The organism is Homoserinimonas sp. OAct 916, from assembly GCF_003260275.1.
In the GTDB taxonomy this organism is placed as follows: Bacteria; Actinomycetota; Actinomycetes; order Actinomycetales; family Microbacteriaceae; genus OACT-916.
The window spans coordinates 431,145-454,102 of sequence record NZ_QJHB01000001.1 but is presented as its reverse complement, the minus strand read 5'-3'; the positions used below and the strand labels follow the sequence as shown (position 1 = coordinate 454,102).

At 65.1% G+C, this 22,958-nt stretch carries 18 protein-coding genes; 15 read left to right on the top strand and 3 right to left on the bottom strand.

Annotation, left to right across the window (positions count from 1 at the left end):
• The first annotated feature begins 109 nt into the window (after positions 1-109).
• The 11 genes from DL891_RS01895 to DL891_RS01845 all read left to right on the top strand — a co-directional run bounded on the left by DL891_RS01895 (position 110) and on the right by DL891_RS01845 (position 11,635).
• Complete coding sequence (locus tag DL891_RS01895) at positions 110-1,180, top strand: polyprenyl synthetase family protein (protein WP_111718690.1); 1,071 nt, start codon at positions 110-112, stop codon at positions 1,178-1,180.
• A complete protein-coding gene (locus DL891_RS01890) occupies positions 1,177-2,079 on the top strand; it encodes a phytoene/squalene synthase family protein (protein ID WP_111718689.1) in 903 nt (300 codons plus the stop codon). The genes DL891_RS01895 and DL891_RS01890 overlap by 4 nt, the downstream gene beginning before the upstream one ends.
• Positions 2,076-3,656, top strand: a complete 1,581-nt coding sequence (gene crtI, locus DL891_RS01885; protein ID WP_157962354.1) for a phytoene desaturase family protein — start codon at positions 2,076-2,078, stop codon at positions 3,654-3,656. Before DL891_RS01890 ends, crtI begins: the two co-directional genes overlap by 4 nt.
• Positions 3,653-3,982, top strand: coding sequence for a lycopene cyclase domain-containing protein (locus tag DL891_RS01880; RefSeq protein ID WP_111718687.1), 330 nt, complete (start codon positions 3,653-3,655; stop codon positions 3,980-3,982). The genes crtI and DL891_RS01880 overlap by 4 nt, the downstream gene beginning before the upstream one ends.
• Complete coding sequence (locus DL891_RS01875; protein WP_111718686.1) at positions 3,979-4,305, top strand: lycopene cyclase domain-containing protein; 327 nt, start codon at positions 3,979-3,981, stop codon at positions 4,303-4,305. The genes DL891_RS01880 and DL891_RS01875 overlap by 4 nt, the downstream gene beginning before the upstream one ends.
• A gap of 7 nt (positions 4,306-4,312) precedes the next feature.
• Entirely contained in the window at positions 4,313-5,200 is an 888-nt protein-coding gene (locus DL891_RS01870) for a prenyltransferase (RefSeq protein WP_111718685.1), read from the top strand.
• A 6-nt stretch (positions 5,201-5,206) separates the two neighbouring features.
• A complete protein-coding gene (locus DL891_RS01865; protein WP_368665613.1) occupies positions 5,207-6,064 on the top strand; it encodes a tryptophan-rich sensory protein in 858 nt (285 codons plus the stop codon).
• On the top strand, positions 6,061-7,686 hold the full coding sequence (locus DL891_RS01860) for an MFS transporter (protein ID WP_111718684.1): 1,626 nt from the start codon (positions 6,061-6,063) through the stop codon (positions 7,684-7,686). The genes DL891_RS01865 and DL891_RS01860 overlap by 4 nt, the downstream gene beginning before the upstream one ends.
• A gap of 74 nt (positions 7,687-7,760) precedes the next feature.
• Positions 7,761-8,822 (top strand): ABC transporter substrate-binding protein, encoded by a 1,062-nt coding sequence (locus tag DL891_RS01855; protein ID WP_111718683.1) that lies wholly within the window; start codon positions 7,761-7,763, stop codon positions 8,820-8,822.
• A 22-nt stretch (positions 8,823-8,844) separates the two neighbouring features.
• Complete coding sequence (locus tag DL891_RS01850; RefSeq protein WP_232818959.1) at positions 8,845-10,524, top strand: iron ABC transporter permease; 1,680 nt, start codon at positions 8,845-8,847, stop codon at positions 10,522-10,524.
• A gap of 10 nt (positions 10,525-10,534) precedes the next feature.
• Complete coding sequence (locus tag DL891_RS01845; RefSeq protein ID WP_198668726.1) at positions 10,535-11,635, top strand: ABC transporter ATP-binding protein; 1,101 nt, start codon at positions 10,535-10,537, stop codon at positions 11,633-11,635.
• 37 nt (positions 11,636-11,672) lie between these two features.
• On the opposite strand, the gene DL891_RS01840 is transcribed toward DL891_RS01845, so the two are convergent.
• Positions 11,673-12,167, bottom strand: a complete 495-nt coding sequence (locus DL891_RS01840; protein ID WP_111718829.1) for a pyridoxamine 5'-phosphate oxidase family protein — start codon at positions 12,165-12,167, stop codon at positions 11,673-11,675.
• A 16-nt stretch (positions 12,168-12,183) separates the two neighbouring features.
• Positions 12,184-13,344 carry a flavodoxin-dependent (E)-4-hydroxy-3-methylbut-2-enyl-diphosphate synthase gene (gene ispG, locus DL891_RS01835; RefSeq protein WP_198668725.1) on the bottom strand — a complete coding sequence of 387 codons (1,161 nt, stop codon included), beginning with the start codon at positions 13,342-13,344 and terminating at the stop codon, positions 12,184-12,186.
• Positions 13,345-13,464: 120 nt separating this feature from the next.
• Here ispG and DL891_RS01830 point away from each other — a divergent pair, with 120 nt between their 5' ends.
• The 4 genes from DL891_RS01830 to DL891_RS01815 all read left to right on the top strand — a co-directional run bounded on the left by DL891_RS01830 (position 13,465) and on the right by DL891_RS01815 (position 20,785).
• A complete protein-coding gene (locus DL891_RS01830; protein WP_111718681.1) occupies positions 13,465-15,489 on the top strand; it encodes a helicase HerA-like domain-containing protein in 2,025 nt (674 codons plus the stop codon).
• A gap of 22 nt (positions 15,490-15,511) precedes the next feature.
• Positions 15,512-16,594 (top strand): alcohol dehydrogenase catalytic domain-containing protein, encoded by a 1,083-nt coding sequence (locus DL891_RS01825; protein ID WP_111718680.1) that lies wholly within the window; start codon positions 15,512-15,514, stop codon positions 16,592-16,594.
• 130 nt (positions 16,595-16,724) lie between these two features.
• A complete protein-coding gene (locus tag DL891_RS01820; RefSeq protein WP_198668724.1) occupies positions 16,725-18,056 on the top strand; it encodes a hypothetical protein in 1,332 nt (443 codons plus the stop codon).
• Positions 18,053-20,785, top strand: coding sequence for a multicopper oxidase domain-containing protein (locus DL891_RS01815; protein WP_232818958.1), 2,733 nt, complete (start codon positions 18,053-18,055; stop codon positions 20,783-20,785). The genes DL891_RS01820 and DL891_RS01815 overlap by 4 nt, the downstream gene beginning before the upstream one ends.
• Before the next feature lie 261 nt (positions 20,786-21,046).
• On the opposite strand, the gene DL891_RS01810 is transcribed toward DL891_RS01815, so the two are convergent.
• A complete protein-coding gene (locus DL891_RS01810) occupies positions 21,047-22,678 on the bottom strand; it encodes an HNH endonuclease signature motif containing protein (RefSeq protein WP_111718679.1) in 1,632 nt (543 codons plus the stop codon).
• Positions 22,679-22,958 lie beyond the last annotated feature (280 nt).

Below are 22,958 nucleotides of genomic sequence, written 5' to 3'. Positions count from 1 at the left end.
AGGTTATAATTTTCCCAGGCTAGCGAAATTGATTTCATCACACGATTCCGGTTGGCAGGAGTGGACTTCTTCGATTGAGCCGAGATGAACAAGTGAGAGGAGAACGTTGATGCAGGTCAGTTTCGAGCCCCACGCATCCATCGATGTAGATGCTGAGATCCAGCGCAGCATCGACTCGTTCTTTGATCAGCGCATCGAGATCGCTCAAGGTCTCGGTGGCCAATATGGAGCCCTGTGGCAGGCTGCTCGTCAGGCGAGCGAGGGCGGAAAGAAGCTTCGCCCGGCTCTCGTGGTGAGCGTTTATCGAGAGTTCGCCGGAAATCAGATCACCCACGCCGTAAGCGCCGCAACCGCGTTCGAGCTTCTGCACACCGCGTTCTTGATGCATGACGATGTCATCGATCAGGACACCGTGCGGCGCGGACGACTGAACATCGTCGGCTCCTTCGCCGAGGTCGCGGCTGATCGCGGAGCGTCGAATGCAGATGCGCTGCTCTGGGGTCAGGCGTCTGCGATACTTGCCGGGGACCTGCTGATCCAAGCAGCGCAGTCCACTCTGGCGCGCCTGCCGATTTGCGAGAATCAGCGATTGGCTCTGCTCGACCTCTTCGACCATTGCGTGTTCGTGACCGCGGCTGGGGAGCTCGCCGACGTCGCGTTCGCGACCGGGGCAGAGAGCCCGGACTTGACCGACGTGCTTGCGATGGCGGAACAGAAGACCGCAAGCTACTCATTCGAGGGCCCGCTCCAAGCGGGTGCGATCTTGGCCGACGCTGGACCAGACGCATTGAAGGCCCTGGGTGAGTTCGGGCGGCTGGTGGGCACCGCGTTTCAACTCCGCGATGACATCCTCGGTGTCTTCGGAGATGAGCAGGTGACCGGTAAGAGCGTCGTCAGTGACCTTCGTGCCGGGAAGATCACCGCTCTGGTCGCCTACGCGCTGCGGAGCAATCATGCGGACGACCTGAAGCAGCTCCTGGCGCGGGCGGAAGGCGTCGACGCCGACGGCGACGTGGTGCGGGGAATCCTCGAGCAGTGTGGTGCGCGGAGTTTCGTTGAGGGCCTGATCGCCGACCACGTCCACCGGGCGATTGAGTTGCTCGAAACACCGGCACTGCCGGCTTCGCTTCAAATCAAGCTGCGGGATGTCGCCCGCCGTGCGACGGAGAGACTGCGATGACGACACAACGGCTGCACGAACAGACACATCCCAACCTGGCCCTGTACACCCTGACCGCGCAGAGAAGTTCGGCGCGAGTGATCAGTGGCTACTCCACGTCGTTCGGCATGGCCACCAGGTTGTTGCACAAGAAACTGCGGCCCGATATCCAGAACATCTACGGCGTTGTCAGAGTCGCTGACGAGATCGTTGACGGGGCGGCGTTCGAAGCCGGTCTCGACCTCGATCAGCAACGTGAACAGCTCGACGGCTTCGAGGCCGAGACCCTCAAGGCATTGGAATCGGGCTACAGCACGAACCTGGTCGTGCACTCCTTCGCGGCCACCGCCCGTGCGACAGGGATCGGGCCAGAGCTGATTGTCCCGTTCTTCGCCTCCATGCGCCGCGACCTGAGCCCGGTCGCCTTCACGGAGGAGGGGCTGTGTGAGTACATCTACGGCTCCGCCGAGGTTGTGGGGCTGATGTGCCTCAAGGTATTCCTGCACGGGAAGAATCCCAGCGATGACGAGCGTCGTCGCCTGGAGCACGGAGCCCGCCGACTCGGTGCCGCTTTCCAGAAGATCAACTTTCTGCGCGACCTGTCCGCAGATTGGGAGGTGCTCGGCCGCAACTACTTCCCGTCGGTGAACCCTGCCCGGCTGACCGAAGCCCAGAAGCACGAGCTCATCGACGATATCGATCGAGACCTGGACGCCGCGGCCGAAACCATTTCGGGCCTGCCGCGCGAGTGTCGGCCCGCCATCGCCGCCGCCCACGGGCTGTTCAGCCGTCTCACTCGCCAACTCCGAGTCACTCCAGCTTCTGACCTGCTTCACCATCGAACGCGGGTCAATAATGTCGCGAAAGTGGCGATTCTCTTGCGAACTTCGACCGGCAGAGTCATCCGGAGCACCTGGTGACCGCCCCCACTGCGGGCACCGCCGTCGTCATCGGGGGCGGCATCTCCGGCCTGGCAACGGCGGCGCTTCTCGCCCGCGAGGGCTACCGGGTGACCCTGGTCGAAGCGCGTGCCGAACTCGGTGGGCGTGTGGGCAGTTGGGAGCGCGACGGGTTTCGATTCGACACCGGCCCGTCGTGGTACCTGATGCCCGAGGTGTTCGATCACTTCTACCGGTTGCTCGGAACCTCGACCGCGGAACAGCTCGATCTGAAGAAGTTGGATCCGGGCTACCGCGTCTTCTTCGAGAAGCACCCTGAACCTGTGGACATTGTGGCCGACATGAACGCGAACATCGAAACGTTCGAGCAGATCGAGGCCGGGGCCGGCAACGCACTGCGACGCTACCTCGCCTCGGCGACCGACACGTTCCATATTGCCCTGCAGAGCTTCCTCTACAGCACGTTCGCGTCGTTCCGCCCGCTGGTAAATGGGCCCGTACTCACGCGCGCCGGGCGACTGGGCCGGCTGCTGGCTCAACCGCTGGATCGCTTCATCGCCCGGTCCTTCGCGGACGTGCGGCTGCGGCAGATCCTCGGATACCCGGCAGTCTTCCTCGGGTCATCGCCGTCAATGACTCCGAGTCTGTACCACCTGATGAGCCATCTGGATCTGAAGGACGGCGTCTACTACCCGGCCGGCGGTTTCACCGAGGTGATCCAGTCGCTGGTTCGCCTGGCCGAAACAGAGGGAGTCGAGATCGTCACCGAGGCACGCGCCTCCGTGATCACGACGATCACCACGAGGCAGTCACCTCGCCCGCACGTGACCGGGGTGGAGTTCACCGATTCTGACGGGGCTTCCAAACGGATCGCCGCCGACCTCGTCGTCTCCGCGGCCGACCTGCATCACACCGAGACCACGCTGTTGTCGGAGAATCTGCGCAGCTATCCAGAGAAGTGGTGGCAGAAGAGAGTTGCCGGTCCGGGTGCCGTGCTCGTCTATCTGGGCGTCAGCGGATCGCTGCCGGAACTCGCCCACCACAGCCTATTCTTCACCGAGGACTGGGCAGATAATTTCGGACGCATCTTCAACGAGCCGACCTCGGTGCCTTCGCCGGCCTCGGTCTACGTGTGCCGGCCCAGCGCCACGGACTCGACTGTCGCGCCCGCTGATCACGAGAACCTCTTCGTGCTCGTCCCGGTTCCGGCCGACCCCGGTATCGGCCGCGGCGGGGTGGACGGCGGCGGCGACCGAAAGGTTGAGGAGGTCGCCGACGAGGTCATCCACCAGCTCGGAGACTGGGCGAAGATCCCAGATCTGGCTGAACGAATCGTCGTGCGCAAAACCGTGGGACCGGCCGACTTCGAGGGTGAGTTCAACTCGTGGAAGGGCAGTGCGCTCGGGCCCGCCCACACCCTGCGTCAGAGCGCCTTCCTCCGCGGAAAGAACGCATCGGCCAAGGTCGATGGGCTCATCTACGCCGGCGGAACCACCGTGCCCGGAATCGGGTTGCCGATGTGTCTGATCAGCGCCGAACTGGTGATCAAAAGGTTGCGGAACGACGTGAGCGCATCCGCGCTGCCGGAGCCACTGTGAGCATTCTCTACCTCGCGTTCCTCCTCGCGTCGATCGGTTGCATGGCACTGATCGACTGGCGCTACCGCCTGTTCTTCTGGCGCGATGCGGTGCGAGCGACGCTCGTGCTCACCATTGGCCTGGTGTTCTTCCTGATCTGGGACTTCGTGGGAATCGGTCTGGGGATCTTCGCCATCGGTGAGACCGCCATCATGACGGGTATCGTGTTGGCGCCGGAGCTTCCCCTGGAGGAGCCGGTCTTTCTGCTCTTCCTCTGCTACCTCACCATGGTGCTGGTGATGGGCTTCCACAACCTCTTCACGCGTGGGGAAAGGAGCCGGTCGTGACCTACGTGTGGCTGTGCGTCATCTTCGTGCTCGTCGCCCTCGCGGTGTTCCTTCTCGCCTGGTTGACCAGCGGCCGCCCCCGGCGCCTCGCGAAAACCTGGTGGCTGCCGATCGTGGCGGCCGGGGTCGTCGTGATGGTGCTGACAGCGGTCTTCGACAATGTGATGATCGGTACGGGCCTGATGACCTACGCCGACACCCACATCTCGGGACTGCTCATCGGGGCTGCACCATTGGAAGACTTCACCTACCCGCTGGCCGGGTTGCTTCTGCTGCCGGCGTTGTGGCTGCTGCTGGGCAGGGGGCGCGCCGGTGAGCGCTGAGGCGGCCATGACGAATGCCGATGACGCACCCGGACGTGTCCGGCAACTGCTCACTGCCTCCCGGCCGATCAGTTGGATCAACACCGCGTACCCGTTTGCTGCTGCCTACCTGCTCACGACCGGGCGGGTCGACGTCGCCTTTGTGGTCGGAACGATCTTCTTCCTGGTGCCGTACAACCTGGCTATGTACGGCATCAACGACGTGTTCGACTATGAGTCAGACCTCGCCAATCCGCGAAAGGGCGGATTGGAGGGGGCGGTCCTCGACGGAAGCAACCACCGGCTGACCCTGTGGGTCGCGGTGATAGCCTGCATTCCGTTCATCGTCGTTCTCGTGCTGCTCGGAGACCCGGCGTCGTGGGCAGTGCTCGCCGTCAGCGTATTCGCTGTGATCGCCTATTCCGTTCCGGGCCTGAGGTTCAAGGAGCGACCGTTCCTTGACTCGGTGACCTCCAGCACCCACTTCGTCAGCCCGGCCGTCTACGGATTGGTGCTCGCAGGCGCACAGTTCACCCCCCAACTGTTGGCGGTGGTGGGGGCATTCTTCCTCTGGGGCATCGCCAGTCATGCATTCGGCGCCGTACAGGATGTGATGCCCGACCGGGCAGGAAACATCCAATCCATCGCGACTGTCATGGGCGCGCACTGGACCGTTCGCTTCTCCATCATCGCCTGGGCAGCCGCAGGAGTGCTCATGCTCTTCACCGAGTGGCCCGGCCTTTTGGCGGCTGTGCTCGTACTGCCCTACATCGCCACCGCCGCGCCCTACTTTTTTGTCACGGATGAGAACTCGGGAATGGCCAACCGTGGCTGGAAACGCTTCATCTGGCTGAACTACACGGTCGGATTCCTTGTGACGATGCTACTCATCGCCTACGCACTCGAAAGGATGTGACCTCACATGACACAGTTCACGCAGCACACACGGCAACCCGTAGAAACACTTTCAGCCCAGCCACTCGCTGACGCCGGGCCGAACACCGGCGACCGCATCCGTCAGGTCACGGTCGCCGTCTGCATGGTGGCCGCCGTGGCTGGATCGCTTGTCGGATCGGGGGCACTCGGCGGCACGCCGATAGCCGAAGCCGCCGGTGGTGCCCTCGGCGCGGATGCCACGTTGATCGCTCCGGCCGTGCCCGCATTCTCGATCTGGAGTGTCATCTACCTCGGCCTGGTCGCCTACACGGTGTGGCAATTCCTGCCCGCCCAGGCCGCGAGTGGCAGGCAGCGCAGGCTCGGCTACCCGATCGCGGCCTCCCTCGTGTTGAACGCGGCGTGGATCCTCAGCATTCAGGCCGGCTGGCTCGCATTCAGCGTCGTCGTGATCGTCGCACTGCTTGCGGTGCTCGCCTGGATCTTTGTGCTCTATCGGCGCACGCCGGGATCCGGTGTCGTCGAGGCCGTGGTCGTCGACGGTGTGATGGGTCTGTATCTGGGCTGGGTGTGTGTGGCGACCGCCGCGAACATCACCTCATGGCTCACAGCCATCGGGTTCTCCGGCTGGGGGATCCCTGCCACCGCGTGGGCGATCGCGGTCGTGGCCGTGGCCGGACTGGTCGGAATCGGGCTGGCCGTCGCCGGTCGCGGCCGGTTGGCGCCCGCCGTCTCACTGTGCTGGGGGCTCACGTGGCTGGCACATGCCCGTCTCTCCGGCGAACTGCTCTCCACTCCCACCGCGATCACCGCGATCATCGCGGTGGCGGCCGTGCTGGCTGCGACCATCCTCTGGCGGCTGCGTGCCCAACAGGTGACCGCATGACCTCCGCGCGCCGCCGCTGGGCGGGACTGGTCTTCATCAGCATCGCCGTCGCCCTGATCATCGTCGATTCGACGATCGTCAATGTGGCCATCCCGTCGATCGTCAACGACCTGCACATCACATCGACCCAGGTGCAATGGGTGCAGGAGAGCTATACCTTGGTCTTCGCCGCACTCCTGCTCGTCTTCGGAACCATCGCCGACCGTTACGGTCGTCGGCGCATCCTGCTGGTCGGCGTGGTCATTTTCGCCGCAGCCTCGGTGTTCGCCGCTCTGGCGCAGTCGGGCGACCTACTGATCGGGGCGCGGATCATTCAGGGAATCGGCGGCGCGATGGTTCTGCCCACCACCCTCTCCTTGATCAACACCACCTTCAGGGGCAAGGAGCGCGGGATCGCCTTCGCCGTCTGGGGATCGACAATCGGTGGAATGGTTGCGCTCGGCCCATTGTTGGGCGGCTGGCTCACCACCTACTACTCGTGGCGGTGGGCGTTCGGAATCAACGTTCCACTCGCACTCATCATCGTCGTCGGAGTGCTCGTATGCGTGGCCGAATCCAGAGACTCGGGCCCTGCGCGCCGCATCGACGTGGTCGGCGCCATCCTGTCGGTGGTGGCCAGCGCGGCCCTGGTCTTCGGGTTGATCGAGGGTCGCAACTATGGGTGGTGGCTGGTCAATCCGAGCTGGGATCGCGCCATCGCAAATGCATCCTGGCCGTACGCACTGTCGCCGATCCCTCTGGTCTTCGCGCTGGCTGTTGGTGCCGGAGCAGCATTCGTCTGGTGGGGCGTTCACCGCGAGCGGGCCGGAAGGTCGACCCTGCTCGCGTTCGCGCTGTTCAGCATTCCCTCCTTCCGCAACGGCAACATCGCGGCAATGATCGTCTCCCTCGGAGAATTCGGCATCATCTTGTCGCTGCCGCTGTGGTTGCAGAATGTGCTCGGCTACGACGCCCTCCAGACAGGTTTCGTGCTGCTCGCACTCGCCATCGGTTCGTTCGTGGCCAGCGCGCTGTCTGGGGCCTTCGGGCAGAAGGTGACCCCGGTCACGATCGTGCGCGCCGGCATAGCTGCCGAGATCGTGGGTGTGACCGGGTTGGGCTTCGTCATCACCGCGAACGCCTCCTGGCTGACGATCGTGCCGTTCCTGTTCGTCTACGGGATCGGAGTGGGACTGGCGACCGCGCAATTGACTGGTGTGGTTCTCGCCGACGTTCCGATAGACCAGAGCGGTCAGGGCTCCGGAACGGCGAGCACTGCCAGGCAGATCGGTTCCGCGCTCGGTATCGCGATCCTCGGCACCGTCCTGTTCGTCTCCACGGGCGCCGCGCTCGACTCGCAGCTGTCCGACCTCGGAGTTCCTGAAGCCGCGCGCAGCGAGGTCGTGGATGCCGTGGTGGTCAGCGCCGGAGGGGCGATCCCCGGCCTGGAATCCCAGGGCGCGCCAATCGTCGATGCGGCGCGAGACTCGTTCAGTGCGGGTACCCGCAACTCCGCGTTCGCGGCATCGGGCTTCCTCGTGCTCGGTCTGCTTGCGACCATTCGATTGTCCCCGCGGAAGATTTCTGGCACGGAACGTGAAGAACGCGAGAAGATTGCAGGCAAGGCAAAGGCCAATAACTAGGAGCTCACGGTTCACGACCCAGAACTTCGGGTCTCAGATGCGGTAGTGGCACACCCCCACCAGGAGGAATCACCATGATCGATCGGCGCAGGCTAGTACTGATAATCGTGAGCGCCGTGACCGCGGTCTCGCTCGCCTCGTGCGCGACAAGCCTGCCCAGCGCCCAGCCGAGCCCAGCCACCGGGCCGCCGGCCAGCGAAGCGCCGGGCGGTGAAGCGCCGAGCGGAGAGATAACCCTCTACACTTCAGAGCCGGAGAACAAGATCACCGAGGTGATCCAGGCGTTCAACGAGGACTACCCCGATGTGACGGTCAACCTCTATCGAGCGGCCACGGGTGAACTCACTGCGCGCATTGCCTCCGAGCAAGAGGCCGGGGGAGTCCGCGCCGACGTTCTTCTGGCCGCGGACGCGCCCACGTTTGAGAAGTTCAAGGTGCAGAACCTCTTGGCCAAGTTCGTGCCCCAGGAGGCGAAGAACCTCCTGCCCAGTGTTGTCGACCCGCAGGGGTACTACGTGGGCACCCGGATCATACCCACCATCATCGCCTACAACACGAACATGACCGTGGCGAGGCCCACGTCGTGGAAAGACCTCACTGACCCGATCTACCGGGGCAAAATCGCCATGCCCAACCCAGACGTCTCCGGCGCGGCCGCATTCAACACAGCGCTGTGGCTGGACACTCCGAGCCTCGGCGAACCGTGGTTGAAGGCATTGGTCGCCAACGATCCGTCCGTGCTGCAGAGCAATGGGCCGGTTTCGCAGGCGATCGCGGAGGGCCAGCCCCCGCTCGGCATCGTGGTCGACTACCTGGTGCGCGACCTCGCCGCCAAGGGATCGCCGATCGGCACCATCTATCCGTCCGAAGGGGTGCCGTACATCAGCCAGCCCGCCGCAGTCTTCGAATCCTCCGCGAACAAGCCGGCCGCTGAGGCGTTCGTGAGCTTTCTGATCTCCGAAAAGGGGCAGAAACTCGCCGTCGCGCAGAACTACCTTCCGGTTCGCGAAGATGTCGGAACTCCAAAAGGCGCCGTTCCCCTCTCGGAGCTCACCCTTCTCGAGCCTGATATCGCGTCTATTGCCGCGAAGCAGGACGCTGCTGTGAAGCTCTTCAATTCACTGCTCGACGGGTAGGGTCCGCAGCGGTGCCAGAGAAATGATGCGCAGCCAGGTTCCGGGGAACGGCCCCGGAATCGTCACCCTCCGGGCCGTGGTGCTGGGCTGTCTCGCCGTGACGTTCGCGCTGCCCATGGTCGCGGTTGTAGTTCTGGCATTGAACCCCGGCGTCGTCTCCGCGCTGGTGGGCCGGGATGTGCTGCAGGCGGCGATCAACAGTGCGGTGACGGCCGGGGTGAGTGGTTTGCTCGCCACTCTGATCGGCGCGGGCCTGGCCGTGCTTCTGGACCGCACCGATGTTCGTGGCCGGCGTCACCTGCGGCTGCTCTACTTCAGCCCGTTCCTGGTTCCCCCTTTCATCGGAGCGATCGCCTGGCTCTCGCTGCTCGGGCCATCGGGCGATATCACCCAGGCAGTCAGCGGGCTCGTGGGCAGCTCCGAGCCCGTCTTCTCCCTCTACGGTCCCGTGGGTATCACTGCGTTACTCACGATCCACTCCTACCCGGCGGCGTACATCATCATCTCTGCGTCCCTCCGGCGCGTGCCCACAAGTCTCGAGGAAGCGGCGCGGCTGGCCGGTGCCGGTCGGCTGAGGACACTGCGAGATGTGACGTTGCCGCTCATCCGCCCGGCGCTGATAGCCACATTCACGCTGACAGCGGTCTCCAACCTCTCTGACTTCGGGATTCCCGCGATACTCGGACTTCCGGTGCGCTACTACACACTGTCGACCCTGATCTACAAATATCTGGTCTCCTCCGTGCTCGACAACCCGTTGCAGGTCGTCGCCGCAATCGGCCTGGTCCTGCTTCTGGTCGCGGTCATCGCCGTACTGGTTCAGCGCAGACTGTCGCGTTCTGTGCAATTCGAGGCTGACGGGGGCGCCCCGCCAGCCATAGAACTCGGGCGCAGCCGCACGCCGGTTTCTGTGGTCAGCTGGGCGGTGGCCGCGGTGATTGCCCTTTTCCCACTGATAGCCCTGCTGAACCAGTCATTGATACCGGCGCCGGGTGTCCCACTCACCTGGCAGACCATGACGTTCTCGAACTTCACTGACGCGATCGCGTATCCGGGCGCGTTGAACGGCATCATCAACAGCGTGGTCCTTTCGATCTCGGCCGCGCTCATCTGCGGCATTCTCGGTCTGGCGATCGGCAGTCTGATCACTCGCACGCGCAGTCGCACAAACGTGCTGATGGACCTTGCGTCAACCCTGCCGCAATCCATTCCAGGGTTGGTCATCGGGGTCGGCTGGATCATCGCGGGGATCTGGGTCGGCCTGTACAACACCAGCTGGGTGATCCTCTTGGCCTACGTCACCGCATTCGTGGCTTTCGTGGTGCAATCGGTGCGCGCCCCGCTTGCCGCGGCATCCGACAGTATGGAGGAGGCGGCCCGCATCTCCGGCGCTTCTGCGGTGCGCGCGATGATCGACATCAGTTGGCGTTCCGCCCTTCCCGCCGCCGCCGCCGGTGCACTGCTGGTGGCGCTGACCGCGGTACGTGAGCTGACCATCTCGGTGTTACTGGCGGCTCCCGGCACGCGTACGCTCGGGGTGGTAATTTTTGATCTCCAACAGTCCGGGGATTTCAGCGCGGCGGCCAGCCTCTCCCTGCTCGTGGTCATTGTGGGGCTGCTGGGGCTCGGGGTCGTGGCCTCCCGCGGCGATGGTGTGGACCAGTCAGCACAGAAAGCGGTTCGGTCTTATGTCAACAATTAGGCTCGATCGGGTGAATGTCACCTACCAGGGGACGAGCACCGGCGTGCACGATGTGACCCTCGAGGTCGCCGACGGGGAGTTCCTCGCTCTGATAGGGCCGAGCGGCGCCGGCAAGACGACCCTGCTGCGGGCCATCGCCGGATTCATCCGGCCGCAATCCGGCACCATTCACATCGGCGACCAACTGGTCTCTGGGCCGGCCACCTGGCTGCCGCCGGAACGTCGGAGGCTCGGAATGGTGTTCCAGCAGCACGCCATCTGGCCGCATTGGACGGTCGGGCAGAACGTCGCCTACCCGCTGAAACTCCAGAAGGTGCCGGCGGCCGAGAGGCAGGGCAGGGTTGCGGACGCCCTGGCTACAGTGGGACTGCCCGGTGCCGAGGAGCGCCGGCCGGCGACTCTGTCCAGTGGTCAGCGCCAGCGAGTGGCCCTCGCCCGTGCGCTCGTGACGAGACCCGCTGCTCTGCTGCTGGATGAGGCGCTTTCCAGCCTGGACGAGCCTCTGCGCCACCGACTGCGAATGGAGCTGAAGGAGCTCGTCACCGATTTCGGCCTCACCGTCATGCACGTCACCCACGACAGATCTGAGGCGCTGTCGCTGGCCGACCGCATCGTGACCCTGAACTACGGTTCGGTTGAGCAGGTCGGCAGGCCTGAGGAACTGGTCGCGAACCCGACCAGTGAGTTCATGGCCACGTTCCTGAATGATGCGACGATCGTGGCCGGGCGTCTGGTCGAATCGGCGGATGGCGCCCCCGAGTTCCACACTGATTTCACTGGTGCCCGCTTGCCGGTCGAACGGATCGAACATGAGCAATCAGCCTCGGGCGCCGGAACGCTGGCCATACTGCCGAACGATGTGCGAGTCGACGGGGCCGCATCCGCGACGACGAGTGTCGGCACCGTCAAGTCGGTTCTCTTCGATCGCGCCGGCTACGATGTCGTGTTGGGCTACTGCGGGCAGGACCTTCGCATCGAGGTGTCGGGGAGGCGCCCGCTCGTGGGGGAAACGTTGAACGTTTCGGTTCTTCGCGGCTTGTTCTTCGCCGCACCGACCAGCGCGGACAGCCCGGCGACGGCCGATCCGGCTCGGCCGAGGCTGCGTGTTTGAGTTATCTCACGGCGTGTTCAGCGAAAAACCGGCAGGTTCACATCTCCACCGAGGCAGAATCCCCCGCTTCCGGCTGTTCACCCGTCACCTTGGCCTTGAGCATGCTCACCAAGGTCACAACTCGGCCTGGGCTGTCCCAATACTGCGCGGACTGGGCCGTGACGTGGATCAGAATGACTGAAGGATCGGTGTCACCGTCGGTGAACCAGGCCTCGGTGAAGGTGTTCCACAATTCCTTCTTCTTCGCCTCATCGCGCACGACCTCGGCCTTGCCTGCGACAGACAGCCATTGGGACGAACCCGAATAGGCCACGTTGACGCTGGGGTTCGCCTGTAACTGTCGTACAGCATCCGATTCGTCTGACGCCAAGAACCAGCAGTCGCCGTCGTACTCAGCGTCTTGAACTGTCATCGGGTGAGCGTGCAGAGCGCCGTCTGAGTCGATGGTGGTCAGCATTGCAATGCGCGTGCTTTTCATGATCGACCGGATTGTCTCCAGTTGCTCAGGTGTCACGTGATCTCGAGATGTCATCTTGATCTCCATTTCTTCAGCGGGCGCCGACGGCCACCACGGGGGAACCGATCTCGGAATCGGCTGCGGGCATTTCCCTGGCTATACGACCGGCCTCTGCGATCAGCGTAGCCACAATCTCCGACTCGGGGACGGTCTTGATCACTACTCCCTTGACGAAGATCTGGCCCTTGCCGTTACCGGCGGCGACCCCGAGGTCGGCCTCGCGTGCCTCGCCGGGGCCGTTGACGACACATCCCATCACAGCGACTCGAAGTGGGAACGTTATCTCTTTCAGTCCCTCGGTGACCTCGTCGGCCAGTTTGTAGACATCAACCTGGGCCCGACCGCAGCTGGGGCAGGAGACGATCTCGAGCCGTTTCTCGCGCAGACCCAGCGACTGCAGGATCTGGAGGGCCACCTTGATCTCCTCCGGCGGAGGAGCGGAAAGCGACACTCGGATGGTATCCCCAATGCCCTCAGCGAGCAGTATGCCCATCGCCGCGGCGCTTTTGATTGTTCCCTGGAACGCCGGCCCGGCCTCGGTCACCCCGAGGTGCAAGGGCCAATCACCGCGCTGGGCGAGTAATCGATACGCCTTCACCATGACGACGGGATCATGGTGCTTCACAGAGATCTTGAAATCGTGGAAATCGTGTTCCTCGAACAGGCACGCTTCTTGCACCGCGCTCTCCACGAGAGCCTCCGGGGTGGCCCGTCCATATTTCTCAAGGAGCTTCGGATCCAGCGACCCGGCGTTCACTCCGATTCGGAGACTTACCCCGGCAGCGCGGGCACGACGCGCGATCTCGCCGACCTGGTCATCGAACTTTCTGATGTTGCCCGGGTTCACGCGCACTGCAGCGCAGCCGGCATCGATGGCGGCATAGACATAGTTGGGCTGGAAGTGGATGTCGGCGATCACCGGGATCTGGCTCTTGCCGGCGATGGCAGCCAGGGCCTGCGCGTCTTCCCGTGTGGGCACAGCAACGCGAACGATGTCACAGCCCGTTGCGGTGAGCTCGGCGATCTGCTGCAGGGTGCCATCGATGTCGGTCGTTTTGGTCGTCGTCATGGATTGCACGCTGATCGGTGCGCCGCCGCCCACGAGTATGTTTCCCACCCTGATCTGGCGGCTCGCGCGACGGGGAGCGAGGGTTTCGGGGACTTTGGGCATTCCCAGGTTGATCGCGACCACGACCGCAGTTTACGCGGTGCGGCCTTGAATCTTCTGGGTGGCGAACTCCGCTGCGAAAGCCGTGCGCGCGGGTGCGCCGTATGCGGGGCGGACTGCCTCGGTGGTGATTAGGCTGAACCCATGACGGATGACGTGGTTCAGCAGGCACAGGCCGCCGCCGCCGCAGCAATAGCGGCGGCCACGAAGGCGCAGGAAGAGGCCGAAGCCGCGGTGCAGCGCGCCCAGGAGGCAGCCGCGCAGGCGCAGGCCGCCGCCGAGGCCGCGGCCGAGACCGCGGGTCGCGAGCAGTCGGTAGTTTCGGAGCAAGGAGCCGCGCAGCCCGCCCCGGCGCAGCCCACCCCGAACCAGCCCATGTCGGAAGAGCCCGCCTCGGTAGAGCCCGCCTCAGCAGAGCCCGCCCCGGCAGAGCCCGCCCCGGCAGAGGCGCCATCGGCAGGCGGAGAGGCACCAACCGCGCCCCAATCTCCCGCTCCAGAATCTGATACGACCGCCGGCCCGCTCAGTGACGAAGCTGTGCAGAAGATCGCCGACGGCTATGCGTTCGCCGGCAGTGCGCTTCAGATGGGGGCCCTCGTCAACGGCGATGCTCGCGCCGACGTGCAGGTGCGCATCCCGCTGGGCATGCTCAACAGGCACGGGCTGGTGGCCGGTGCCACGGGAACAGGCAAGACCAAAACCCTGCAGGTGCTCGCGGAACAGCTCTCCGCCGCCGGGGTGCCGGTCTTCGCCGCCGACATCAAGGGAGACTTGTCCGGGATCGCCTCACCCGGGGCAGGCGGCCCGAAGCTCCTGGCACGTACGCAGTCGATCGGGCAGGACTGGCAGGCGGCGGCATCACCGACCGAGTACTTCGCCCTCGGTGGGCTCGGCCAGGGCATTCCGATCCGGGCGACCGTGTCAGGATTTGGCCCGTTGCTGCTCTCCAAAGTCCTGGGTCTCAATCCCACCCAAGAGTCCAGCCTTGGTCTGGTCTTTCATTACGCCGATACAAAGGGTCTTCCGTTGCTCGACCTGGGTGATCTGCGCGCCGTGCTCACGTACCTGACCACCGACGAAGGCAAGGACGAGTTGAAGGATTTGGGCGGCCTTTCCCCCGCCACCGTCGGGGTGATCCTGCGGGAGCTGATCACCTTCGCCGACCAGGGCGCCGATGTCTTCTTCGGGGAACCCGAGATCGACACGGCCGACTTCATCCGCACCACGGCCGACGGCCGCGGAATCGTCAGCCTGCTTGAGGTGCCCGGTGTGCAGGACAAGCCGGCCCTGTTCTCCACCTTTCTGATGTGGCTGCTTGCCGATCTGTTCAATGACCTGCCCGAGGTGGGCGACACCGACAAGCCGAAACTGGTGTTCTTTTTCGATGAGGCCCATCTGCTGTTCCGCACCGCGTCGAAGGATTTCTTGGAGTCGATCACTCAGACAGTGCGTCTGATCCGGTCGAAGGGCGTCGGTATCTTCTTCGTCACCCAGACCCCGAAAGATGTGCCCAACGACATTCTGGCCCAGCTCGGTTCACGGGTGCAGCACCAGCTGCGGGCGCACACGCCGGATGACGCGAAGGCACTGCGGGCAACCGTGTCGACATACCCCACCTCCGGCTACGATCTCGGGCAGGTGCTCACCTCGCTGTCGATCGGTGAGGCGATCGTGACGGTGATGAACGAGAAGGGCGCACCCAGCCCGGTCGCCTGGACCAGGTTGCGTGCCCCGCAGGGGTCGATGGACCCGACGCCGGAGGCTCAGATTCAGGCCACCATTTCGGGATCACCGCTCCTGCCCAAGTACGGCACCGCGATCGACCGCGATTCTGCCAGGGAGATGCTGGCTCGAAAGATGGACGCCGCTGCAGCGGTCGTTGAGGCGGCACGGGCAGCCGAGGAGCAGGCGAAGACGCAAGCGCAAGCTGCCGCGGCCCAGGCGAAGGCGGCAAAGGATGCTGCTACAGAGCAGGCCAAGTCACAGAAGGCGGCCCAGGCGGAGTACGACCGGATCCTCCGCCAGACCGCCTCCCGTCAGACGACGAAGCGCACGACGACAACCCGGCAACAGAAGTCCCCGCTCGAAGAGGCGTTGGGGTCGCCGGTGGCGAAGAGCATCATCAACGAGGTGGTGCGTGGAATCTTCGGCACCCGGCGACGCCGCTAGCCGGATCGCACGTACCTGAGCCATGAAAGCACTGCAATACGACGCCTACGGCGTGCCACCGCGCCTGGTACAGATTGAAGAACCCACCTGCCCGGCCGACGGCGTGCTGGTACGGGTTGAAGCGACTGGACTCTGCCGTTCCGACTGGCATTCCTGGCAGGGGCACGACCCGGTCGAACTGCCGCAGGTTCCCGGCCACGAATACGCCGGGGTGGTTGTGGCCGTTGGGCCCACCGTGCGCCGCTGGCAGGTCGGCGATCGGGTGACGGCCCCGTTCGTGCTCGGCTGCGGCGCGTGTGACTACTGTCTGGCCGGCGAGGCCCAGGTCTGCCCGGATCAGCGCCAACCCGGGTTCACCGATCAGGGGTCGTTCGCCGAACTTGTCGCGGTTCCGGTGGCGGACTTCAACCTGGTGCGACTCCCGAATGCCGTTGATTTCGCCACAGCTGCATCGCTCGGCTGCCGGTTCGCCACCGCCTATCGCGCGCTGAGGGTGCACGCGCGGGTGGCCGCCGGCCAATGGGTGGTGGTGGTCGGTTGTGGCGGGGTCGGGCTCTCCGCCGTCATGATCGCGACGACTCTCGGGGCGCGAGTGATCGCGATCGACCTGTCAGCAGCGGCGCTGCAGCGTGCCGGCGAGTTGGGCGCGGAAGTGGTGCTCGATGCCGCAGACGACGCCGCAGTTCGGGCCGAAGTGATTGCGATCACCGGGGGTGGGGCACACGTCGGCATCGACGCCATCGGGCATCCGAAGGCGGCCCGCACCAGCATCCACTGTCTGCGTCGGCGGGGCAGGCATGTGCAGATCGGCCTGCTTTTGGGCGAGGCCGCGCTGACGGCCCTTCCGATGGACCGGGTGATCGCCCTGGAGCTCGAAGTGTACGGTTCGCACGGGATGGCCGCAGCCGACTATCCGGGCATGCTCGAGCTTGTGGCATCCGGAGAGCTACGCCCTGACCTGCTCGTCAGCCGCGTCATCGGGTTGGCCGACGCGGGCGATGCCTTCGTGGCCATGGGAGAATCGGCCGGCGCCGGGATCACCATCGTCGCCCCCTGCGGCCCTGCGGCCCTGGGGTCCTGGGGTCCTGAGGTCCTGAGGTCCTGAGGCACTGAGGGGGTGTGGCACTGAGATCCTGCGGGGCTGTGGCCCTGAGATCTTAGGATCTTAGGGCCTGAGGATCCTGAGATCTTGAGACGAGGGGACGCTCTGCAGGTTCACTCGATACGATTGAGTCGTGACTGCCCGCAAGAAGTCTGCCGCATCTGCGGAGCCGAGATTGCAGACCAGTTCACAGGTCAACGGCAGGGAAGGCGCGGAACCGATCAAGCGAACTTCCGGACAGCTGCGCTCCACCGACGCGAGCCTCCCCGTGCGGCGTTCACCTCTAGCCCGCACCGGCGTGCGACTTGCATTCCTGATTCCCGGCGCGATCGCCCTATTGGCGGGGTTGGATGCCGGCCTGCTGCTACTCGGCGTGGCCGCCCCGGTGACCACCGACCGCTTGCCCGACCTGCACGGCCCGCTGATGGTCTTCGGGTTCATCGGCACCGTGATCGCCTTGGAACGAGCCGTCGCCATGCGCTATTGGTGGGGGTACTTGTCGCCAGCGTTGCTCGGGGTGGGCGGAGTGTTGCTGCTGACCGGCGCGCCGCTCCGGGTCGGGCAATGGTCGCTGCTGCTGGGGTGCGTTGTGCTGCCTCTCATCTACATCGGGGTCTGGCGGCGGCAGGCGATGATGGCGGTTGCGCTCCAGGCACTCGGCGCGGTGATGGGAGTCGCGGCGACCGCGCTGTGGGCGGTCGGAGTGGATGTGCCGTACCTGGTGCCGTCGATGGCTGTGTTCCTCATTCTCACGATTGTGGGCGAACGCGTGGAACTGGCCCGGGTGGTCGTCATCACCGAGCGCGCGCAGCGTTGGGTGCTGGTGCTGGCGCTTGCATTCACCGGGGGTGCGCTCGCTACACTGCTCTGGCCCGACTGGGGATACCCGATCACCGGCCTGGCACTTCTGGCCATGGTTGTCTGGCTGCTGTTGTACGACGTCGCCACCCGGTTGGTGCGCGCCTCCGGCCTGCCCCGGTACATCGCCGCCTGCCTGCTGGCCGGATACTTCTGGCTGGCCCTGGCCGGCGGGGTGTGGCTGGTGGTGGGGCCGGTTGACTCCGGGCCTGCCTATGACGCGGTGCTGCACGCGATCTTCCTGGGCTTCACCATGTCGATGATCATGGCGCACGCCCCGGTGATCCTACCGGCCGTGTTGCGCAAACCGTTGCCGTACCGGCCCATCCTGTACCTGCCGGTGCTGTTGTTGAACCTGTCTCTCGTGTTGCGCGTGATCGCCGGTGACGGAACGGACACACCGATATTGGTGCAGTGGGGCGGCATCCTCAACGTGGTGGCGGTACTGCTGTTCGTGGTGCTCGCCGCCGCGTCGGTGATCATCGGTGTGCCCGCGGTGGTGCGAGAGCCCCGGATCACCAGGCACGACGCGGACGCGGCTACGGCTGGGACTGTCGATGCGGTCTCGGATGTGCCGCCCGCCATGTCGAACGGTGGGCGGGCGTGAACACCTCCCTTCTGCCGCCATCGGGTAAAGACACTCAAAAGACGGGATGGATCGATTCCATCCCGCGCAGCACCTGGTACGTGCTGATGAACTCCGTGGTCCTGGCCTGGGCGGTGGTCGCCGCGGTAGTCGCATTTGCGCATCGCGGCATTCCCGAGGCCGGATGGCTGATGGTGCACACGATGCTTCTGGGGGCCGCTACCACTGCCATCCTGATCTGGAGCCAGCATTTTGCCGATACTTTGGTTCGGCATCCGGCCGCCTTCGGCAGGCGCTCCCACGCTCTCCGGCTCGCCGGGCACACGGTCGGGGCGGTGCTGGTGGCGACCGGGATCGTCGCTGGCCAGTGGGCAATCGTGCTCGCCGGCGGGATCATCGTCGGACTGGTCGCCGTTGTACACGCCTCAAGCCTCGGCCAGCAGTTGAAGACGGCGCTTCCGTCACGCTTCGGCAAACTGGTCGGGTTCTACATCGCGGCCAGCCTCGCCCTGGCCGTGGGGGTCGGACTCGGGGTATGGATGGCTCGAGCCGATGTCACAGCGGCGGTGCACGACCGTCTCTATCTGGCCCACATCAGCTTGAACCTGTTCGGGTGGGTCGGCCTCACCGTGCTGGGCACCGTCATCTTGCTGTGGCCGACTGTATTGCACGCGAAGATCACCGAGCCCGCACAGGTGGCCGCCCGCAGGTCTCTGCCCCTTCTGGTCTTCGGGCTGTTACTCGTGACTGCGGCCAGCGTCTTCGATCTGCAGATCGGTGTCGGTGTCGGCCTGCTGGTCTATCTGGCCGGCGTGATCATGGTGCTCGTGCCCGCGCTCGGACAGGCCAAGCAAATGCCACCCCAGAACTTCGCCGGCTGGAGCATCGGAATGGCCCTGCTCTGGCTGGCCGGCTGTGTCGCGGCACTCGCCATCGTGGTCATCACGTCGGCGAGCTGGGCAGATGCCATCAACGGCATGCAGATCCTGGTGCCGGCATTCGTGGTCGGGTTCGTCGCGCAGATCGTGTCGGGGGCGATGAGCTATCTGCTGCCTGTGGTACTAGGTGGTGGGCCGACCGTGACGAAGGCGACCAACGCTGTGCTCGACCAGGCGGCGGTATTCCGGGTGACGGTGATCAACGCCGGCTCACTGCTGTACCTGGCGCCACTGCCGAGCCTCGTGAAGGTGACCGTGTCGTTCTTGGTCTACGCCATGCTGCTCTGGTTCCTGATTCTCGCTGTGCGCGCCATCGTCGTTGCGCGCAGGGTGCGCACGGAGGCGAATCCGACCGAGAGACCGCGCGCTCGGGTGAAGGTAACCGACGAGGAGGCAGCCGAGGCGGCATCTGCCCAAATGCATTCCAGAAGTGGAATGTTGGTGGCGGCCGCTGGCGCCCTGGTGCTCGTGGTGACGCTTGGGGTCGCACTCGACCCGGCGGGTGCAGGCATCGGAGTCGGCGGGTCGTCTGGGGTCGAGGCATCCGGGAAGACCACCACTGTGCAGATGACGATGAAAGACATGCGGTTCACCCCAGATGTGATCGAAGTACCCTACGGTGACCAACTGGTGATCGAGCTGACCAACGCCGATGACATGGTGCACGACTTGACTCTGGCCAACGGCGTGCAGTCGAGTCGGATGTCCCCCGGTGCTTTCGAAACGGTCGACGCCGGCGTCATCGGTTCCGACCTCGACGGGTGGTGCTCGATCACCGGCCACCGGCAACTGGGCATGGTCTTCCAAGTGCGGGTGATCGGCGGCCCGTCCGAGGGGGCGCAGGCGCCCGGGCAGGCCGAGACCCCAGCACCGGACGCAGGACACCTGGGACACAGGGGAGACGGTGCCACCGGGGGTTCCTCAGCCGCTGATGACATCGACCTGATGAAGGAACCGGGTGCCGACTTCACCGCCTACGATGCGGCCTTGGCGCCTGCACCGGCGGCCGCGGTGCATCGCCTGACCCTCACCGTGACCGACCTGGTCGTCGATGTGGCACCCGGGGTGAGCCAACGCCTGTGGGTCTACAACGGAACGGCTCCCGGCCCGACCCTGCGCGGCAAGGTGGGTGACAAGTTCGAGATCACGCTCACCAATGACGGGTCGATCGGGCATTCGATCGATTTCCATGCGGGAGCTCTCGCCCCGGACAAGCCGATGCGCACCATCGGCCCCGGAGAGAGTCTCGATTACGTCTTCACGGCCACCCGCTCGGGGATCTGGATGTATCACTGCTCGACCATGCCCATGTCGGCCCACATCGCCAATGGCATGTTCGGGGCGGTGATCATCGACCCGGCAGGGCTGGAGCCGGTCGACCGTGAGTATGTGCTGCTGCAGTCGGAGTACTACCTCGGCCCACAGAGCGGTGAGGTCGATGCGGCCAAGGTCACCGCAGAAGAGCCCGACCTGGTGGTGTTCAACGGGTATGCGAACCAGTACAAGTATCGGCCGTTGGCGGCTAAGGTCGGTGAGAAGGTGCGCATCTGGGTGTTGGATCCCGGCCCCAACCGGTCCGAGGCGTTCCACGTCATCGGTGGCCAGTTCGACACGGTGTTCAAGGAGGGCGAGTACACGCTCAAGAACGGCGGAAGCACCGGCACCGGCGGATCACAGGTACTTGACCTCGCGGTTGCCCAGGGCGGATTCGTCGAGCTCACATTCCCGGAAGCGGGCAACTATCCCTTTGTGAACCACGTGATGGTCGATGCCGAGCGCGGTGCGGCCGGAGTCTTCCACGTCACCGAGTAACAATGCGGTGGGTGGCGCATCTGACTCAGGCTGCAGCCTCGGTCTGGTCGAGGTCTTGCTTACGGGAGCGGCTGAGTGAAGGTTTCCCTGCTGAGCTGAGGGTTTTTCGGGCGGCTGCGTTGAAGGCCAGTCAATGCTGCGACCAGCGCAGGCCCACCCCGTTCGACGCGTGGGTCTGACTCTCATCTCGATGGCACTCGAGGGAGAGACGGGCACTCGACCGCATGATTCGCTCGATCTCTCGAGTGGTCTCGGCGGTGGTCACGGGGGTGGTTCTCCCAGCGTTCGCCGCTCGGAATTCCCAGGTGCTCCAGGTTCGGTTTGCCCGGGTGGCCGAAGGGTCGGTCGCGCGGGCGGACCGGTACTGGGCTGCCCCGCCGATCGGGCACGACGTTGTTCGAGGGTGCGGGCGAGCTGGGTGGGGCTTGTGCCGGCGGGCCGCCATTTCGCGTTCGTTTCCAGCCACCGGGGCGCTTTCACCTGCGGTGCCCCGTCGATCATACGGATCTGCCAGCCCGACGTATCGATCGTGCGATGGTGATACCAACACAACGAAACACCGTTGTTCGTATGAGTGGGCCCACCCTGGCTGTCGGGGATGACGTGGTGGATCTCACTCCAGTACGCCGGTATCGTGCACCCGGGAATGATGCAGGTGCCGTCCCGGAGGTTGATCGCCCGGCGTTGCTGCCGGTTGAACAACCGCTGCTCAGTCCCCAACGCCACCACCGCCCCGTTCGCGCCGATCAGCACCTGTTGGGTGCCGCCGGTGCAGGCGTATTGTTTCACCGTGCGCAACGACATCGGGATACCCAGCCCGTCGATATGACCGACACCACCACCGCGCCCGAGACCACCACCACCGTGCCCGACACCACCACCACCGTGCCCGGCAGCCCGCCGGCCACCGCCACCGCCACCCTGCCCGGCACCCCCGGCGGCCCGCCGGGCATCCGGGTTGGTGTCGAGGTCTTCGGCCCGCACACTGACCAACACGGTCGGTGGCGCCCCGCCGATGGTGGGCACGTCACGGCTGCGGCTGATGACATCGATGATGGTCGCGAACACGTCGTGGCGTTGCTGCTGCCAACTGCGGTCATCCCTCTCGCACTGGTGGGCGGCGAGTTCTTCGTCGGTGAAGAACCTCGGCGCGGTACGGGTGAGGATATAGGCGTCGAAGACGCGTTGCAGTTTCGCATACACGTCCGGCGCGAGCGCGTACCGGCCGACCATCAGGCCGTCCCGGGCGGCCCCTCGACCGAAGCCCCGTTTGGCGAGGACGCGTTCCTCGGATGGCCGGGTGCCGTCCTGATCGAGGACGCTCTGCCACACCTGGCCCTGACGCCTGATCTCATCAGCCCCAGCCGGGACGGGAGTGTCGGGGCCGGTACCGGTCGCGGCCGCCACCAACTGGTGCTCGGCGCCCTGCAACGCCAGCACCCCGGCCGTGGGCAGGGCTGGCAGCAGGGTGGTCACGATCGCGGAGGCCGCATCCACCCCGAGTGCCCCGCCGGTCAACGCGGCCGCGACCGCCGGGAACCGGGCCGGGAGTTCGTCCCCGGTCAGGGAGGAGTGCGGGCGGAGTTGTTCGCCCAACACGATGCGGTCCCGGGCGGTGCGCCCGGAGACCCGGGTGACGCGCTCGATGAGGTCGCCCGCGTTGCGGCAGCCCTTCTGCGCGGAAAGCCCGGCGGAGCCCAGTTCGTACCGGGACCGGTACCCGATCTCGGCGGCCGCGGCCACCCGGAGGGCATCCACCAGCCGGCCGGCCTGCTCGATGGCCCCGGTGAACCGCAACAGGTCCTCACCAGACAGACCGGTGAACGAGTTGCCAGCGGTGAGTGCCATCAGCTGTTCGCTAATCGTCTCGAGCTGACCGGTCGGGGTGTTCATGCTCTCATTCAAGCACCAGCCACCGACATTCTCGTTAGGGATGAAAATGCTGGTCAGAACAATTTTATACTGTGCATAATCGCAGTAAAGGCGGGCTGTGGAGGACAGGTTGCTCCAGCGAAGATTCTGCTCGCAGGTATGCGGCCGAAGTCTTCTGCTCGGCGTTCAGCCGAAGCGCCCACGCGCCAACGAGCTCTCCCGGGCTCGGCCCGACTGAGCGTCCTGATGAGGCGATCTGATGAGGCGGCCTGATGAGGCGGCCTGACGAGGCCACCTGACG